The following is a 17,844-nucleotide window of genomic DNA, read 5'->3' on the forward strand; positions in this document are numbered from 1 at the left end:
ATGGATATTAGAGGAAGTAAAGCTATAAAAATCAGTATAAGTCTATATTCACTATGTATTTCCCGTCTCCAGTTTCAAGCTCAGACTGCATCCACTCTATCGTTTCCGCATTGCAAACTGCCTGCAAATCATCCTGTGCAGATTGATCCAACTTATCCTCTTGTACACTCGCTTTTATCACCAATTTTTTTATCAAATGCTTAACTGAAACATTATTATCTGCCTTTATCTTTCTGATAATGTTTAATATCTGAATAACATTATCTCCCATTTCCTCTGAATATTTATCATAGATAAGTTCTTCTTTGCTCGGCCAATTGCTTTGATTGTGTACAGAACTATAACTATACAACTGGTGGTATATCTCTTCTGTAATGTAAGGCAAGAAAGGTGCAAATAACCGCAAAATAACATTTAACACATACGCCAAGCTTTGTTTTGCACTTAAGGTTGCTTCACTGCTTCCGTACGCGCGTTTTTTTACTAATTCCAAGTAGTTATCACAAAAATCCTTCCAAAAAAATTCTTCTACTGCACTCAAAGCTTCGCAGTATTCAAACTGTAATAGGTTATTCGTTGCTCTTTCTATAACTTTTTATAACTTAGACAATATCCACTTATCCATTGTCTCGTGAGCAGAATTTATGCTCATCACTTGATGCTTTTCCATGAACATGGAAACAAACTTGCTAGCGTTCCAAAGTTTTGTAACGAGGCGCTTGCCAATTTTGAATATATTTTCAGAGTAGACTGTATCAACTCCAAGCCTTAAGCTTGCTGCCCAATAGCGCACTACATCAGCTCCATAAGTTTCAAGTATTACATGAGGAGTGATGATGTTACCCTTTGATTTACTCATCTTTTTCTTATCATCTGCTAAACACCAACCGCTGATCATAATGTTTTTCCAAGGTAAAGAATTTGCATGATAATGTGCCTTTAAAATAGTATAAAAAGCCCAAGTTCTTATTATCTCATGGCTCTGGCTGCGCAGATCTGCAGGAAATATCGTATTATAGCGATGATTTGGTAAACTAAACTCACTGTTTACTGCCAGTGCACTCAATTGAGGAGTAATTGAACTTGTGGCCCAGGTATCCATTACATCTTGATCTGGGATAACTTCTTCTTTGCTATACCCTTTTGGCAAATCTTTGAGTGGATCTATAGGCAGGTTCTTTACTTCAGCTAGAATAATTTTGCCTTCTTCACCCTTACGTTTGGAATACCACGCTGGAAATGGCACACCAAAATAGCGCTGCCTCGAGATGCACCAGTCCCAATTTAGCCCTTCTATCCACACTTCCATACGTTTACGCATATTGCTTGGGTGCCAATTGCATTCTTTTACTTCATCTAATACTTGAGCTTTTTGCTCTAAGGTCTTGATAAACCATTGATAAGTAGGCAATATCTCAAGTGGTGCACCAGATCTTTCTGCGCACTTAACAGAATGAGAAATGTTAGTGCCTTCTATCAAAAGTCCTTTTTTAGTTAGGATTTCGATCATCCTCTTTCTTGCTTCTTTAACCTTTAGTCCATTTATTTCATTTAGTATATTGTTTGTCATCCAAACTGGTTCTTTTTCCTGGATTCCAGTGCCACCTATGGTGTCATCCCAGTGCCCAGACACTGGGATCCATTCTTCTTTTTCTTGACCACATGCTGGAATAGCACCATTACCAGCTTCTTCTGTCACCCAAGTAGCTGACACTGGCTGGATTCCAGTGTCAAGCACTGGAATGACATCATGAAGGTTCATCCTCCCATCCTGATCGATGATAATTTTCATCGGCAGGTTATGCTTTTGCTGCCAATATATGTCAAGCTCATCACCAAACGTACAGCACATAACAAGTCCAGTGCCTTTATCTATTTTGACCTTATCGTCAGCAATGATTAGTACTTTTTCCTTTGTTATTGGCACTACCGCTGTTTTGCCAATCAGATGAGTATAGCGCGTATCCTCTGGATGACAAAAAACTGCAACACATGCTGGAAGTAATTCAGGTCGCGTAGTTGCAATATTGATCTGCTCATTTTCTTGAGTAGAGAAAACTATCGTGTTTAAGGATGACTCAAAAACTTTATCTTCTATTTCTGCTTGCGCAATTGCGGTTTTATCAACCGGGTCCCAAAGGATGGGCTGCATTTTTCTATACGCATGTCCCTTATTACATAGATCGATGAATGACATCTGTGAAAGCGTCACAGTTTCCTTGCTGATCGTGTGGTATTCCAAATCCCAGTCATAACTAATGCCGACTGATTTAAATAATTCCTTGAATTCTTGCTTTGATTTCTCAATAACCTCATGGCACATCTCTATAAATTTTTCTCTGCCAACTTCTTTTGCACGGGTTTTATAGGTTTGTTCAACCAATCTTTCAGTGGGGAGCCCGTTATCATCAAACCCAATTGGGTAAAACACATCTTTCCCCAGCATGCGCTGAAACCTTGCAATAAAGTCCGTGTGGCAATAGCTGAATATATGGCCAATATGCAATTTACCCGATATTGTTGGCGGAGGTGTGTCTATAGTGAAAGTGTTATCCTTTTCGCCATTCCACTTATAAACTTTACTGCCTTCCCACAATATGTTGCATCTGTCTTCAATTTCTTTAAAGCCGTATTTTTCTTTTAACATAAATATTTCTTAAGTTTTAAGCTCTAAGTTAGCACAATTAAGCAAATACGGCTACGCCAAAATTTTACGAAAATAACACACTATGAAAAGTATTACTTGACGTTAAGTTTTAAAGGCATTACACTGCCTAAATATTATATTGAGGTTTAAATCATGCTTGCATCTTCAGCTCACAAACGAGGTAACGGAAAAGCTCCTAAAAAACAATCAAGAGGATTGAAACCTAAAATACAAGAATTAGAAAATGCAAATCAGAAAGTTCAGGCAGAATTAGAAACTGCAAAGGAAACAATTAAAGGATTAGACACTGCAAATCAGAAAGTTCAGCAGTTAGAGAAGGAAAAAACAGACTTAGAAAATGCAAATAAGAAAGCTGAAGACGAAGAAACAACATTAGAAGAGCAGTTAAAGGAGAAAGGCGAAGAATTAAAAACTGCAAATGAAACAATTGAGGAGAAAGTTAAAGAATTAGAAGCTGAAAAGCAGACAGCTAACCAAGCATTGGAAACTAAAACACAAGAATTAGAAGCTGCAAAGAGAGAAGCTGAGGAGAAATTGAAACAAGAATTAGAAAAGGAAAAGGAAAAATTGAAAGCTAAAACACAAGAATTAGAAGCTGCAAAGAGAGAAGCTGAGGAGAAATTGAAACAAGAATTAGAAAAGGAAAAGGAAAAATTGAAAGCTAAAACACAAGAATTAGAAGCTGCAAAGGGAGAAGCTGAGAACAAACAGCAAGAATTACAAACTCAATCGACTCAAGCTAAAGACGAAAAAACAACATTAGAAGAGCAGTTAGAGAATAAAGGCAAAGAATTAGAAACTGCAAAGAAAGAAGCTGAGGAGAAATTGAAACAAGAATTAGAAAAGGAAAAGGAAAAATTGAAAGCTAAAACACAAGAATTAGAAGCTGCAAAGAGAGAAGCTGAGGAGAAATTGAAACAAGAATTAGAAAAGGAAAAGGAAAAATTGAAAGCTAAAACACAAGAATTAGAAGCTGCAAAGAGAGAAGCTGAGGAGAAATTGAAACAAGAATTAGAAAAGGAAAAGGAAAAATTGAAAGCTAAAACACAAGAATTAGAAGCTGCAAAGGGAGAAGCTGAGAACAAACAGCAAGAATTACAAACTCAATCGACTCAAGCTAAAGACGAAAAAACAACATTAGAAGAGCAGTTAGAGAATAAAGGCAAAGAATTAGAAACTGCAAAGAAAGAAGCTGAGGAGAAATTGAAACAAGAATTAGAAAAGGAAAAGGAAAAATTGAAAGCTAAAACACAAGAATTAGAAGCTGCAAAGAGAGAAGCTGAGGAGAAATTGAAACAAGAATTAGAAAAGGAAAAGGAAAAATTGAAAGCTAAAACACAAGAATTAGAAGCTGCAAAGGGAGAAGCTGAGAACAAACAGCAAGAATTACAAACTCAATCGACTCAAGCTAAAGACGAAAAAACAACATTAGAAGAGCAGTTAGAGAATAAAGGCAAAGAATTAGAAACTGCAAATAAAACAATTGAGGAGAAATTGAAACAAGAATTAGAAAAGGAAAAGGAAAAATTGAAAGCTAAAACACAAGAATTAGAAGCTGCAAAGAGAGAAGCTGAGGAGAAATTGAAACAAGAATTAGAAAAGGAAAAGGAAAAATTGAAAGCTAAAACACAAGAATTAGAAGCTGCAAAGAGAGAAGCTGAGGAGAAATTGAAACAAGAATTAGAAAAGGAAAAGGAAAAATTGAAAGCTAAAACACAAGAATTAGAAGCTGCAAAGAGAGAAGCTGAGAACAAACAGCAAGAATTACAAACTCAATCGACTCAAGCTAAAGACGAAAAAACAACATTAGAAGAGCAGTTAAAGAAGAAAGGCAAAGAATTAGAAACTGCACGGTACACTGCTATTGTTGGTATGAGTTCTACTACTGGGTTGGTAGCATTTATTGCACTTAAATGTACAGTGAGATTAGATATTTGGGTAATGGTTGGTATAGCAGCAGTATCTGCAGCCGTAGTTGGTGGTATTACATATGCAGTATTACCTAGTACTCAAGTAGATGGAGCGGAAGCACAAGTAGTAAATAAAGATGAGCCAGAGAAGCAACGAGGGTTTGGGCCATACACGGTCAACCTTGACGATGGAATCTGGGAAACTTATAGCTCTTTTCATAGAAGTCCGGATGTGATAAGATAAGGATAGACGATGATAAGGAGGTTGAGTGCCAGCAGCATATAGTTATGACTTAAGGAAAAAAGCAATGGAAGCGCTAGAGGAGGGAGGAGGGAGGAAGCAGAGAAACAGTGGCAGCAAGATTTAAAATTGGACGAGCTACTTTATGGGAGTGGCAGCAAAGAAGAAAAGAAACAGGAGACTTTCAATCAAAAAAACTTGGAAATGGAGGTTACAATCACAAAATCACCGACTGGGATGCCTTTGCTAAATTTGCCAGAGAAAACGGAGGAAGGACTCTGTCGGAAATGGCTAAACTTTGGGGCAACGTTAGTATCCAAACGATCCACCGAGCTCTCAGAAAAATTGGATTTACGCGCAAAAAAAGACATATGGATACAAGGAAAGAAACGAAGAAAAACGTGCTGAATTCTTAAAAATTATAGCAACAAAAGAACCAGAAAACTTAGTTTATATAGATGAGTCTGGCATTGATAACACAGAGGACTATCCATATGGGTATTGCCAGAAAGGACAGCGGTTTTATGGCCTAAAATCTGGAAAGAAAACTCAACGAATCAGTATGGTTGCAGCCTTAAGTAGAAGAAAGATAGTTGCTCCATTAACCTTTGAAGGCCACTGTAATATGGATGTTTTTAATGGATGGTTTGAGCAATTTTTGACACCGATCTTGGAACCTGGACAGACTGTCATTCTTGACAATGCTACTTTTCATAAGTCTGGTAAGATTATCGAGCTTGCTAGAGGAGTTGGTGCAGAAATTTTGTATCTGCCGCCGTATTCTCCAGATTTCAACAAAATTGAGCATCATTGGTTTGCTATAAAAAACAGAGCTAGGAAAAACATTCCTCTATTCGAATCCTTTCGTCGTGCTGTTGATTCTGCCTTCCTATGACCTGTTCGGACTATTATGAGAAATGCTATATCTCTGCTGTTGTTATATAAATTGCATGGGGCAAACCTTGCGTATCTACTGCAATATGGCGTTTTATTCCTGAAATCTTTTTGCCTGCATCATAGCCTTTTTCTTCAGCAGTATCTGCATTTTTTACACTCTGTGCATCAATTATGCAGAAGCTGGTTTTTTCTTTCCGACCATTGTTTTGTCGGACCACGCCAACTATTTTTTTTTAACACCAGCTCCAGAACACTTTCTTTATCTGCATCTGGTTTTTCACTCCACTTCTTAAAATAGTCGTAACAATTGCGCCATTTTGGAAACTCTTTTGGTAGCATTCTCCACTGACAACCGCTTTTCAGAACGTATAACACTCCACAAAATACATCATACAAATCAAGTTTCCTTGGTTTTGTTTTTTTTCTACAGGACTCTAGATCTGGTAACATAATCTCAAATCTTTCCCGACTTATATCACTTGGGTATAAACTCCTCATATATCCTAACTTATATATATTATCTCTTAGTTTATTCCTTTCTTGAGATCATGTACAGGTTCTAATCGCTTTTTCTCTCTTTTTATTATCTTGCTTTTCATTTAACATGAGATGTTCTGTTTTGATAAAAGCATCACCGCGATCACTCTTTGCAATGTTACAAACGATGTTTTTTACAACTTCTTCGGTTGCCGCATAATCTATTTCTTTTGCAAAGCAGTCAACAAATGATTGCCAAACTTTTTTATTAACAAGCTTACTTGTCTTATTTTCAAAATCTTCTATATCTTTGAATCCTAAAATAGTATAGAGATTTTTTTCGATTATTGGTTCGGCATGTTGTTTTACCACTTTACCTTTTATATTGAATGGAAATTTACTAATCTTAGTTGTACCCACAATGTTACCTCAATATTAACGCTATCTATAAAAGTATAAAGACTTAATATTTAATTTTTAATTAATGCTAGCACAGCTAACTACGGGAGCATTATGCTATGGCTGACCCAAGAAAGATTTCCCTACGTCATACCGCGATTCATTCGCGGTATAGATTCCGCTAACGAGTAGCGGAATGACGAATTTGTTGTTTTTCAAATTGTAGGTAAACCTAAGCCACTTTAGCTATAGCATCAATAGCAAGTGTCAATTAACACTTTAACTTCTAACTTGTCATCAGTAATATTGTTTATATAAAAACTATAATTTTTTATGCCTGAATTTGGGAATATATTGCTATTGGTAGCCTGCTTATTGTCTTTGACATATTTGTTTTTACCGCTTAGTTCTTGTTGGTTTATTACCACTGCCATATTTTTTTGTGTATCAACATCAATGGCTATTTTGATCTACTGCCACATTACAAATGATTTCTCACTCGAAAACGTATACTACCACTCACACACAACAAAACCTTTGATCTATAAGATTTGTGGAGTTTGGGGAAATAAAGAAGGGTCCATGTTGCTTTGGGTTTTAGTGCTTGCCGTGTATTTATTACTAATGGATATTTATACACCTTCTGTCATCCCAGTGCCCAGACACTGGGATCCAGACAACTTAATTGCAAATGAGTACATCAAATGGCAGTATAATAAAAACTGGATTCCAGTGTCAAGCACTGGAATGACACCAGAACGAACTAATGGTAGTAAATTAAAAAAAATCTCTCTAATCACTCATGGGCTGATTTGCTTTTGTTTTTTACTGTTCACTTTACTTGAATCCAGCCCCTTCACTAAAATGCCAGGCATTGAAACAGATGGACTGGGTTTTAATCCGATATTGCAGGATATAGGCCTTGCTATTCATCCACCGATATTATATTTGGGGTACCTTGGATTTAGCGTTCCTTTTTCGCTCTCTATAGCTGGATTAATTTTAAATACTGAAGGAAATGTTTGGGCTAAAATTGTCAGGCCTTGGGTACTTATTTCTTGGTCGCTGCTCACTTTGGGCATCAGCTTGGGTAGCTGGTGGGCATATCGCGAACTTGGGTGGGGTGGATTTTGGTTTTGGGATCCAGTGGAAAATGTTTCTTTGATGCCGTGGCTAATTGCAGTAGCGCTGACGCATTTGTTGCTCGTTGTACGAAATTTCAATACTTTAAGGAATTTTGCTATTTTACTTACGCTCACAACTTTTATATTGAGTGTAACTGGAACATTTCTAGTCCGCTCAGGAATACTTACCTCAGTGCACACGTTTGCAGATGATCCAAGATATGGACTGTGTATATTAGCTCTACTTGGTGTAATTACAGTCAGTAGCTTAGTAATATTTGTAGTATTTACGAGAAAAAATCACACGTCTGCGATGTCATTCCAATGCTTGACACTGGAATCCAGAAAGAAACTTGCTACTCAAGTGACAGAAGGTAGAAGATTCTTTTCACGCTTTACGATGATACTGATGAACAATTTATTATTCATCACTGCCTTTTTCATCGTGTTCGTTGGCACTTTATACCCTACAGTGCTTGAGTATTTAACCGGTGAATTAATTTCAGTTGGAGCACCATATTACAATTCTTTATTTAACTCTATTGCACTAGCTATTCTAGTGCTCACCATGATCGGGCAATACTGCAGTTGGCAGGGAAATAGTCTATTGCCAATATTCCGTGAATACAGATTCTCATTCTGTAGTGCTGCAGCTATTTTGCCGTTTATCTTTCACATGGAGCTAATGATTGTGCTATCAATTACCATCTCCATAGCATTATTAATCTTTGTTTTAGAAGCATACAGTAAAAGAATTCGTTTATTTAAGGTAGCATTTGGTGAATCAATTTTATTAGCAAGAAGAGTTTCTAAGTCCTACTATGCAATGATGCTTGCTCATGCTGGAGTGGCAATTCTAGTGCTTGGTATAGCATATTCGGTTGGTTGGCAGGAGAAAAAAGAAAATTACTTAAAAATAGGGGATAGCATAACAGTCAATAAATTTAAAGTTACTTTACGAAATATTGAGTTAATAAAAGAAAAAAATTTCCATGCAGTGAGGGGTACAATGGATATCAGGAATTTGCTGAATAATAAGATATTAGGTGAAGTAACTCCTGAATATAGATTTTACCTTGCGGAAGGTCAGAAAAATGTTGAAAGCAGTATCTACCACAATTTATTTTCTGATATTTATGTTGTAATTGGAGAGATTGATAAGAGTAAGAGCAAAATCGCAGCTAAAGTGCACTATAAACCTGGAATGCCTATAATCTGGCTAGGATCCTTCCTTATCGCTTTTGGTTCGCTCCTTGCCGCTTTTCCTTTATTGAGAAGATTTTCATAGGACTCCTTTATACTATAACGAAAAAGCTGCTTGACACATTTCACCAGCCCCCTTATCATGAAACTGAAGCTATTTCATTTATAGCTCTTTTCATAGAAGTCCGGATGTGATAAGATAAGGATAGACGATGATAAGGAGGTTGAGTGCCAGCAGCATATAGTTATGACTTAAGGAAAAAAGCAATGGAAGCGCTAGAGGAGGGAGGAAGCAGAGAAACAGTGGCAGCAAGATTTAAAATTGGACGAACTACTTTATGGGAGTGGCAGCAAAGAAGAAAAGAAACAGGAGACTTTCAATCAAAAAAACTTGGAAATGGAGGTTACAATCACAAAATTACCGACTGGGATGCCTTTGCTAAATTTGCCAGAGAAAATGGAGGAAAGACTCTGTCGGAAATGGCTAAACTTTGGGGCAACGTTAGTATCCAAACGATCCACCGAGCTCTCAGAAAAATTGGATTTACGCGCAAAAAAAGACATATGGATACAAGGAAAGAAACGAAGAAAAACGTGCTGAATTCTTAAAAATTATAGCAACAAAAGAACCAGAAAACTTAGTTTATATAGATGAGTCTGGCATTGATAACACAGAGGACTATCCATATGGGTATTGCCAGAAAGGACAGCGGTTTTATGGCCTAAAATCTGGAAAGAAAACTCAACGAATCAGTATGGTTGCAGCCTTAAGTAGAAGAAAGATAGTTGCTCCATTAACCTTTGAAGGCCACTGTAATATGGATGTTTTTAATGGATGGTTTGAGCAATTTTTGACACCGATCTTGGAACCTGGACAGACTGTCATTCTTGACAATGCTACTTTTCATAAGTCTGGTAAGATTATCGAGCTTGCTAGAGGAGTTGGTGCAGAAATTTTGTATCTGCCGCCGTATTCTCCAGATTTCAACAAAATTGAGCATCATTGGTTTGCTATAAAAAACAGAGCTAGGAAAAACATTCCTCTATTCGAATCCTTTCGTCGTGCTGTTGATTCTGCCTTCCTATGACCTGTTCGGACTATTATGAGAAATGCTATAAAGATTTTCATGAGTGATTTAAAAAAAGTATATCAGGCTTCAAGTAGAGAAATAGCTGAAAATTATAGCTCTTTTCATAGAAGTCCGGATGTGATAAGATAAGGATAGACGATGATAAGGAGGTTGAGTGCCAGCAGCATATAGTTATGACTTAAGGAAAAAAGCAATGGAAGCGCTAGAGGAGGGAGGAAGCAGAGAAACAGTGGCAGCAAGATTTAAAATTGGACGAACTACTTTATGGGAGTGGCAGCAAAGAAGAAAAGAAACAGGAGACTTTCAATCAAAAAAACTTGGAAATGGAGGTTACAATCACAAAATCACCGACTGGGATGCCTTTGCTAAATTTGCCAGAGAAAACGGAGGAAAGACTCTGTCGGAAATGGCTAAACTTTGGGGCAACGTTAGTATCCAAACGATCCACCGAGCTCTCAGAAAAATTGGATTTACGCGCAAAAAAAGACATATGGATACAAGGAAAGAAACGAAGAAAAACGTGCTGAATTCTTAAAAATTATAGCAACAAAAGAACCAGAAAACTTAGTTTATATAGATGAGTCTGGCATTGATAACACAGAGGACTATCCATATGGGTATTGCCAGAAAGGACAGCGGTTTTATGGCCTAAAATCTGGAAAGAAAACTCAACGAATCAGTATGGTTGCAGCCTTAAGTAGAAGAAAGATAGTTGCTCCATTAACCTTTGAAGGCCACTGTAATATGGATGTTTTTAATGGATGGTTTGAGCAATTTTTGACACCGATCTTGGAACCTGGACAGACTGTCATTCTTGACAATGCTACTTTTCATAAGTCTGGTAAGATTATCGAGCTTGCTAGAGGAGTTGGTGCAGAAATTTTGTATCTGCCGCCGTATTCTCCAGATTTCAACAAAATTGAGCATCATTGGTTTGCTATAAAAAACAGAGCTAGGAAAAACATTCCTCTATTCGAATCCTTTCGTCGTGCTGTTGATTCTGCCTTCCTATGACCTGTTCGGACTATTATGAGAAATGCTATAACTCCAATTGTGTTTTGCATAAAACGCGACGCGTATTAGAACCTGTACATGATCTCAAGAAAGGAATAAACTAAGAGATAATATATATAAGTTAGGATATATGAGGAGTTTATACCCAAGTGATATAAGTCGGGAAAGATTTGAGATTATGTTACCAGATCTAGAGTCCTGTAGAAAAAAAACAAAACCAAGAAAACTTGATTTGTATGATGTATTTTGTGGAGTGTTATACGTTCTGAAAAGCGGTTGTCAGTGGAGAATGCTACCAAAAGAGTTTCCAAAATGGCGCAATTGTTACGACTATTTTAAGAAGTGGAGTGAAAAACCAGATGCAGATAAAGAAAGTGTTCTGGAGCTGGTGTTAAAAAAAAATAGTTGGCGTGGTCCGACAAAACAATGGTCGGAAAGAAAAAACCAGCTTCTGCATAATTGATGCACAGAGTGTAAAAAATGCAGATACTGCTGAAGAAAAAGGCTATGATGCAGGCAAAAAGATCTCAGGAATAAAACGCCATATTGCAGTAGATACGCAAGGTTTGCCCCATGCAATTTATATAACAACAGCAGAGATAACTGACCGTAGCAGTGCTGTGAGAATGGTCGAAAATGCAAAAGAAAACCTCTCGGGAGTTAAAAATGTACTGGTTGATGCAGGCTATACTGGAGAGAATTTTGCAACTCAAATAAAAACGATTATTGGTGCAACCGTTGAAGTGATAAAAAGAAATGAATTACATTCCTTTGTTGTATTGCCCAAAAGATGGGTTGTGGAGCGATCTTTTGCTTGGTTAGAAAAATGTAGAAGATTGTGGAAAAATTGTGAGCGAAAACTCAATACTAGCCTACAAATGGTCGTTCTGGCTTTCACTGCCTTACTTCTGAAAAGATTATGAACAGGCTCTTAGACTTATTTGCAAGCAAAGCTTGCTAGATCCCAGTGTCAGCTACTTGGATGACATCATAGGGACACTGGGATGACACAATTCTTTTGCCTGGATCCAAGTGGTCAGGGCACTGGGATGACACCATTATAGAACGAACCAGTGTCAGCTACTCGGATGACAGAGAAGTCCAACCACAAAATAAATTAGTGAATTTTTAAAAAAGTATATAAAATTCAAGTTTAAGTAAATAGCATGACACTTAGACTCATTCCAGATAACCTCGATATCAAGTTTAGTAAATATAGGGATTTGACTGCACTCGTTAGCATTATTCTTATCATCTTTTCAATATTCACTGTTGTGCTGCGTGGAGTGAACTTAGGCATAGACTTTGCAGGCGGAATTTTGATAGAGATAAAATCTTCAGATGAGAATCACTCTATTCTCGATGCATTAAAAGAAAATGGTTTTACAGTGCAGAGTTCAAAAGCGGGTGATAATTTAGTCATGCGTTTTAAAGATGAGGGAGACGAAAATAAAATCAAAAAGATAAAAAGCATACTAGAAGAAAAGCTGGGGAGCTCAATAAGCTATCGTAAAATAGACTATGTTGGCCCACAAATAAGCTCAACACAAATATTTGAAGGAATGTTATCCATGTTGATCGCGATTGTTGGAATATTTTTTTACGTTTGGTTTAGATTTAATTGGCAATGTGGATTCAGTGGAATAACAGCATTGATTCATGACGTGATTTTAACTGTTGGTTTTATTAGCCTAACTGGCATTGAGTTTAATATTTCATCAGTTGCAGCTCTCCTCACTGTCATTGGTTATTCAATCAATAACTCAGTAATTATATACGATCGAATTCGAGAGTATCGCAAGAGTGGTAAAAGTGGGCGGATGAGTGAGATAGTAGATGCAAGTATCAACGCTACATTATTTCGCACTATATTAACCTCGGGTACAACCCTTCTTGCTGCTCTTCCTTTGGCATTAATCTGCACAGATGCAGTAAGAGACTTCAGCTTGATCATTTTTTTTGGTATTTTGATTGGCACTTGTTCTGCAATATTTATTTCTGCTCCTATATTGACCTACAGAGCTTTGATAAGTAGATTGTAGAAGTGTTTAGTCGCGGTATAATATCAACTTATTATCTCTTATAGTGAAATGAAAATATCTTAAAAAGCTCATTCCAAGTAGTGAATGAGACATAGAATGAGTGTTAACGCTTGCCTGTACATCATTAACTAAAAAATTCCCTATTTTAACTTGAGGTATTTGAACCACTCCAGCTTTTATTTGACCTTTCGCAGTTTCATATATTTTAAAATCCTGAACATTTTGTAAGTTAATACCAACATGTAATGCGTCTTTTTGTGATAGAACAATATCGGTTGCTCCAGTATCAAGCAAAAACGTTATATTGCGATCATTGACTTGAGCCTGAATATAAAAGTGTCCATCATATGACTTCGTAAATTCAATACTTCCACTATTCTGACCGCTATTTTGAATTCTTCCTTTATATGGTAAAAAAGTACTGAGAAATCTGTCGCTTAGTTTGTCCCTTTGTGAATCAATAAGCATTGCAGTAGTGGCTATTATTAGCAACCAAATAACTAGATTTTTCACCGCGTTCATATCAGACCTCTTGCATAATCATTATTTGAGCAAAAAGTTAACAACGCACTTCCTGATGTCATTCCAGCGCGTGACGCACAACTGTACGAACATTGCAATTTGCAGGTGGTGTCATTCCAGTGCTTGACACTGGAATCCAGTTTTCTGATAATTTCATCGAAAATGTTGTATAGTGCACAATCAATTTTGCTGGATCCCAGTGTCAAGCACTGGGATGACACCTTTGTACTTGAGGTAAAACCGGCTATAACATTTAACACACTGTCTTCGAAAACAAACGTTTGTACAATTGTGCACGTGACACTGGAATCTAGAAAAAAAGAACCAGTGTCAGCTACTTGGGTTAAAAAGAGCAGTTTATCGTTAAAATTTGAAGCCATTACAATAAATTTTTAAGATTAGCGTTAAAAGTTATTATTAAAAATAAGTAAATTTCATTGTTTTAGTACAATATTTAGTATACACTTTAAGAAGGTATGTTTGATTTAATTTCGTGTCAGAAGCAAAAAGTTTAATTTTAGCAGCTATCCTTTCCATGTTGATCATGGTATCTTGGCGTATTATTTATGATAATTTTTTTAGTGCAAACCAAAATCAGCCATTGATTGAAAATATTGAACATATCGAATCTTTTAACGACCTTGCTCCTATAATACACCAAAATCGTTCTGAAATTATTAATTCTACTCGAGAACAGAGAGTTAGTTTAACCAATAACATGATTAAAGGATCAATTTCTCTGAAAGGTGCAAGGTTTGATGACTTAATTTTAACTAATTACCACTTAGAACCGAGTTCTTCTTCTCCACAAGTGGTGTTACTGTCACCCGCAGAATCAAAAGATATATATTTCGCAGAATTTGGGTGGCTCGATCCGAATAAAAAGATTAAAGTTCCAGATTCTAAGACAGTCTGGCAAGCAGATAAACTCAATCAAAAAGTAGTTAATTTATTTTGGGACAATGAGAATGGTATTGTGTTTAAAATGAAAATTAGCCTTGACGATAATTACATGTTTAAAATTGAGCAGATTGTTGAAAATAACACAAAAGATAATGTAGTTTTGGTTCCTTATGGTAAAATTAACCGTAAACGTGACAATATCAACGAATCTTATTGGATATCCCATGAAGGAGTACTGGGTGCATTTGATAATAAACTAGAGGAGTGGACATATAAGGATATTTCCAAAAAACATTTAATAAAAGCAAGCACAAGTGAAAAAAATTGGTTTGGTTTTGCTGATAAATACTGGCTTACAGCCATCATACCTGAAAAATCCGATAAAATAAATGTAAGCATTAAACACACGAACGTTAATAATACTGATAAATTCCAAGTAGATTTTGTCAAACCTTACAAGAGCATACTTCCTGGTGCAAGCGTTTCTAATGTGAATTATTTTTTTGCTGGAGCAAAAAAGTTGAATTTACTGGATTCTTATAAGGATACTCTCAATATACCCTTATTTGATAAAGCTGTAGATTTTGGTGTTCTTTACTTTATAACTAAACCAGTGTTTTTACTGCTTGAATACTTTAACTTCGTTTTAAAGAATTTTGGCTTAGCAATATTATTGCTGACTTTAGTAATCAAACTTTTGATGCTTCCCTTATCTACTAGATCATATATTTCGATGTTTAAGGTAAAAAGCCTGCAGCCTGAAGTAACTCGTATAAAAGAACTATATAAAAATGATAGTTTAAAGCAGCATAAAGAAATAATCGCATTATACAAGAAAAATAATGTAAATCCAATGTCAAGCATTCTTCCTATGCTAATACAAATACCGGTATTTTTTGCTTTATATAAAGTATTATTTGTTACTATAGAGATGAGACACGCCCCTTTTTGTTTATGGATTAAAGATCTTTCAGCTCCTGATCCAACGAACATTTTTACATTATTTGGGTTGTTTAATTACAATTTCCCTATTTCTATAGGCATTTTGCCTATAGTTTTTGGTATTACTATGATAATCCAGCAGAAGCTAAGTGAAAAAGATCAAACCAGCAAAGATGATATTCAAGTAAATGTTATGAAGTTTTTACCTTACATTTCTATCTTTATTTTTTCTTCTTTTCCTGCCGGCCTGGTAATATATTGGATATTTAGTAATATTATAACTTTAATTCAACAATCATTAATAAAGTTGTTTTTAACGAAAAAAGTGGTAGTGAATGTCGAAAATACTAATAGTTAATTCAATTTATTATGCTGAAATAGCAAATCTTTTGCTTGAAGGTGCAGTCGATAGATTAAAAGAAAGTTATGCAAGCTATGATATAATTGAAGTTCCTGGTGCATTTGAGATACCAGCTACAATTCTTTTTGCAGTCAAAAGCAAGCATGCTAATTATGACGGTTATTTAGCTCTTGGGTGCGTGATTCGCGGTGAAACCGATCACTATCAATATGTTTGTAAAGGAGTAATTGAAGGCTTAAATGCAGTTGTTATGCATTATGCAATGCCCCTTGGTATGGGCGTAATTACCGCTGACAGCAAAGATAAAGCACTAGTTAGAGCTGACAAAAACAAAAAGAACGTTGGTGGCCATGCAGCCTCAACTGTTTTGCATATGATAGATTTACACAATAAATTAAAATAATGGAGGAAAAACCAGTAGATAAAAAATGGCGCATAAAAAGAAGCACGGCAAGATTTCTTGCTGTACAAATTGCTTATTCAAATATTTTCGTAGGTTACAACAAAAGCACTTTTAAACTGGAAAATTGTGAGCTTAAGGACTACATAAGTAAGTTGAGAGATATATTTGAATGTGAAGAATTTGAACATCAGTTCTTAGAAAACTTGTTATATAAGGTTATAAAAAGCAGTGAAGAATATGATAAAATAATAGAGTCTTACTTACACCCAAGCTGGTCCCTTTCACGGTTAAATCTTATAAGCTTATCTATTTTGCGTGTTGCAATATGTGAGTTAGCTAATTGTGATACGCCAGTTCCAGTTGTCATTAATGAATATACTAACATTGCATCTGATTTACTTGATAAACCAAGCGAAATAGGCTTTATTAATGGGTTATTGGATAAGGCAAAAGATGCAGTTAAATTAAATAAAAATCCTTAGCAATTATAGCCAGCAAACACAGGGTGTCATAGCTGACACGTAGCTGTATGAACATTATCTACCAGATCCCAGTGCTTGACACTTGGATCCAGCTTTTGATAATCTCATCGAAAATGTTGTATAGTGCACAATCAATTTTTCTGGATCCCAGTGTCAAGCACTGGGATGACAAGAAAGGGAGCACTGGGATGACACCATTTGTTGTACACTCACTTTTTCTTGATTTTTTGGTTTATCTTGTCCACCTATAGCATTTCTCATAATAGTCCGAACAGGTCATAGGAAGGCAGAATCAACAGCACGACGAAAGGATTCGAATAGAGGAATGTTTTTCCTAGCTCTGTTTTTTATAGCAAACCAATGATGCTCAATTTTGTTGAAATCTGGAGAATACGGCGGCAGATACAAAATTTCTGCACCAACTCCTCTAGCAAGCTCGATAATCTTACCAGACTTATGAAAAGTAGCATTGTCAAGAATGACAGTCTGTCCAGGTTCCAAGATCGGTGTCAAAAATTGCTCAAACCATCCATTAAAAACATCCATATTACAGTGGCCTTCAAAGGTTAATGGAGCAACTATCTTTCTTCTACTTAAGGCTGCAACCATACTGATTCGTTGAGTTTTCTTTCCAGATTTTAGGCCATAAAACCGCTGTCCTTTCTGGCAATACCCATATGGATAGTCCTCTGTGTTATCAATGCCAGACTCATCTATATAAACTAAGTTTTCTGGTTCTTTTGTTGCTATAATTTTTAAGAATTCAGCACGTTTTTCTTCGTTTCTTTCCTTGTATCCATATGTCTTTTTTTGCGCGTAAATCCAATTTTTCTGAGAGCTCGGTGGATCGTTTGGATACTAACGTTGCCCCAAAGTTTAGCCATTTCCGACAGAGTCTTTCCTCCGTTTTCTCTGGCAAATTTAGCAAAGGCATCCCAGTCGGTGATTTTGTGATTGTAACCTCCATTTCCAAGTTTTTTTGATTGAAAGTCTCCTGTTTCTTTTCTTCTTTGCTGCCACTCCCATAAAGTAGTTCGTCCAATTTTAAATCTTGCTGCCACTGTTTCTCTGCTTCCTCCCTCCTCTAGCGCTTCCATTGCTTTTTTCCTTAAGTCATAACTATATGCTGCTGGCACTCAACCTCCTTATCATCGTCTATCCTTAC

The 17,844-nt window shown here is 36.3% G+C and carries 14 protein-coding genes and 2 pseudogenes; 10 read left to right on the top strand and 6 right to left on the bottom strand.

The annotated features are described in order from the left end of the window. Nucleotides 1-31: 31 nt before the first annotated feature. Both ABWU71_RS04530 and ABWU71_RS04535 read right to left on the bottom strand, forming a co-directional pair. Nucleotides 32-541: a class I tRNA ligase family protein gene (locus ABWU71_RS04530; RefSeq protein ID WP_353284127.1), complete on the bottom strand. Its 510-nt coding sequence runs from the start codon at nucleotides 539-541 to the stop codon at nucleotides 32-34. 54 nt (nucleotides 542-595) lie between these two features. Then, nucleotides 596-2,647 carry a valine--tRNA ligase gene (locus tag ABWU71_RS04535; protein WP_353284126.1) on the bottom strand — a complete coding sequence of 684 codons (2,052 nt, stop codon included), beginning with the start codon at nucleotides 2,645-2,647 and terminating at the stop codon, nucleotides 596-598. A gap of 216 nt (nucleotides 2,648-2,863) precedes the next feature. Between ABWU71_RS04535 and ABWU71_RS04540 the strand changes: the two genes are divergently transcribed. Together ABWU71_RS04540 and ABWU71_RS04545 are read left to right on the top strand one after the other, a co-directional pair. Then, nucleotides 2,864-4,822, top strand: coding sequence for a hypothetical protein (locus ABWU71_RS04540; RefSeq protein WP_353284134.1), 1,959 nt, complete (start codon nucleotides 2,864-2,866; stop codon nucleotides 4,820-4,822). A gap of 25 nt (nucleotides 4,823-4,847) precedes the next feature. Then, nucleotides 4,848-5,714: pseudogene (locus tag ABWU71_RS04545) on the top strand (IS630 family transposase). 28 nt (nucleotides 5,715-5,742) lie between these two features. Here ABWU71_RS04545 and ABWU71_RS04550 read toward each other — a convergent pair. Both ABWU71_RS04550 and ABWU71_RS04555 read right to left on the bottom strand, forming a co-directional pair. Next, nucleotides 5,743-6,214: pseudogene (locus tag ABWU71_RS04550) on the bottom strand (IS5 family transposase); the annotation flags it as partial. A 48-nt stretch (nucleotides 6,215-6,262) separates the two neighbouring features. Continuing rightward, complete coding sequence (locus tag ABWU71_RS04555; protein ID WP_353284135.1) at nucleotides 6,263-6,565, bottom strand: hypothetical protein; 303 nt, start codon at nucleotides 6,563-6,565, stop codon at nucleotides 6,263-6,265. Between the two features lie 360 nt (nucleotides 6,566-6,925). On the opposite strand from ABWU71_RS04555, the gene ABWU71_RS04560 reads away from it, so the two are divergent. From ABWU71_RS04560 to secF, 5 genes are all read left to right on the top strand, one after another. Then, nucleotides 6,926-9,004 carry a heme lyase CcmF/NrfE family subunit gene (locus ABWU71_RS04560; RefSeq protein ID WP_353284136.1) on the top strand — a complete coding sequence of 693 codons (2,079 nt, stop codon included), beginning with the start codon at nucleotides 6,926-6,928 and terminating at the stop codon, nucleotides 9,002-9,004. Between the two features lie 143 nt (nucleotides 9,005-9,147). After that, nucleotides 9,148-10,007 (top strand): IS630 family transposase gene (locus ABWU71_RS04565; protein WP_353284076.1). Its coding sequence is split into 2 segments (ribosomal slippage): nucleotides 9,148-9,472 and nucleotides 9,472-10,007, totalling 861 coding nucleotides; the frame shifts between segments, so codons are not numbered across the junction. A gap of 157 nt (nucleotides 10,008-10,164) precedes the next feature. Continuing rightward, nucleotides 10,165-11,024, top strand: a protein-coding gene (locus ABWU71_RS04570) for an IS630 family transposase (RefSeq protein WP_353284076.1) whose coding sequence is annotated in 2 segments (ribosomal slippage) — nucleotides 10,165-10,489 and nucleotides 10,489-11,024 — 861 coding nt in all. Because the reading frame shifts where the segments join, the coding sequence is not laid out codon by codon here. 130 nt (nucleotides 11,025-11,154) lie between these two features. Beyond that, nucleotides 11,155-11,947 (top strand): IS5 family transposase gene (locus ABWU71_RS04575; protein WP_265023453.1). Its coding sequence is split into 2 segments (ribosomal slippage): nucleotides 11,155-11,418 and nucleotides 11,420-11,947, totalling 792 coding nucleotides; the frame shifts between segments, so codons are not numbered across the junction. 243 nt (nucleotides 11,948-12,190) lie between these two features. Continuing rightward, nucleotides 12,191-13,066, top strand: a complete 876-nt coding sequence (gene secF / locus ABWU71_RS04580; protein ID WP_353284137.1) for a protein translocase subunit SecF — start codon at nucleotides 12,191-12,193, stop codon at nucleotides 13,064-13,066. Nucleotides 13,067-13,072: 6 nt separating this feature from the next. Here the strand turns inward: secF and ABWU71_RS04585 are convergent, their stop codons facing one another. Further along, on the bottom strand, nucleotides 13,073-13,588 hold the full coding sequence (locus tag ABWU71_RS04585; protein ID WP_353284138.1) for a TIGR02281 family clan AA aspartic protease: 516 nt from the start codon (nucleotides 13,586-13,588) through the stop codon (nucleotides 13,073-13,075). Nucleotides 13,589-14,081: 493 nt separating this feature from the next. On the opposite strand from ABWU71_RS04585, the gene yidC reads away from it, so the two are divergent. From yidC to nusB, 3 genes are read left to right on the top strand one after another with little or no spacing between them, the layout of a single operon-like run. After that, complete coding sequence (yidC, locus tag ABWU71_RS04595) at nucleotides 14,082-15,791, top strand: membrane protein insertase YidC (protein ID WP_353284140.1); 1,710 nt, start codon at nucleotides 14,082-14,084, stop codon at nucleotides 15,789-15,791. After that, entirely contained in the window at nucleotides 15,769-16,197 is a 429-nt protein-coding gene (locus tag ABWU71_RS04600; RefSeq protein WP_353284141.1) for a 6,7-dimethyl-8-ribityllumazine synthase, read from the top strand. The genes yidC and ABWU71_RS04600 overlap by 23 nt, the downstream gene beginning before the upstream one ends. Continuing rightward, nucleotides 16,197-16,679: a transcription antitermination factor NusB gene (gene nusB / locus ABWU71_RS04605; RefSeq protein WP_064125037.1), complete on the top strand. Its 483-nt coding sequence runs from the start codon at nucleotides 16,197-16,199 to the stop codon at nucleotides 16,677-16,679. The genes ABWU71_RS04600 and nusB overlap by 1 nt, the downstream gene beginning before the upstream one ends. Before the next feature lie 276 nt (nucleotides 16,680-16,955). Here the strand turns inward: nusB and ABWU71_RS04610 are convergent. Next, nucleotides 16,956-17,815 (bottom strand): IS630 family transposase gene (locus ABWU71_RS04610; protein ID WP_353284076.1). Its coding sequence is split into 2 segments (ribosomal slippage): nucleotides 16,956-17,491 and nucleotides 17,491-17,815, totalling 861 coding nucleotides; the frame shifts between segments, so codons are not numbered across the junction. Nucleotides 17,816-17,844 lie beyond the last annotated feature (29 nt).

Origin of the sequence: Wolbachia endosymbiont (group A) of Lasioglossum fulvicorne, assembly GCF_964028605.1 — a bacterium.
GTDB lineage: Bacteria > Pseudomonadota > Alphaproteobacteria > Rickettsiales > Anaplasmataceae > Wolbachia.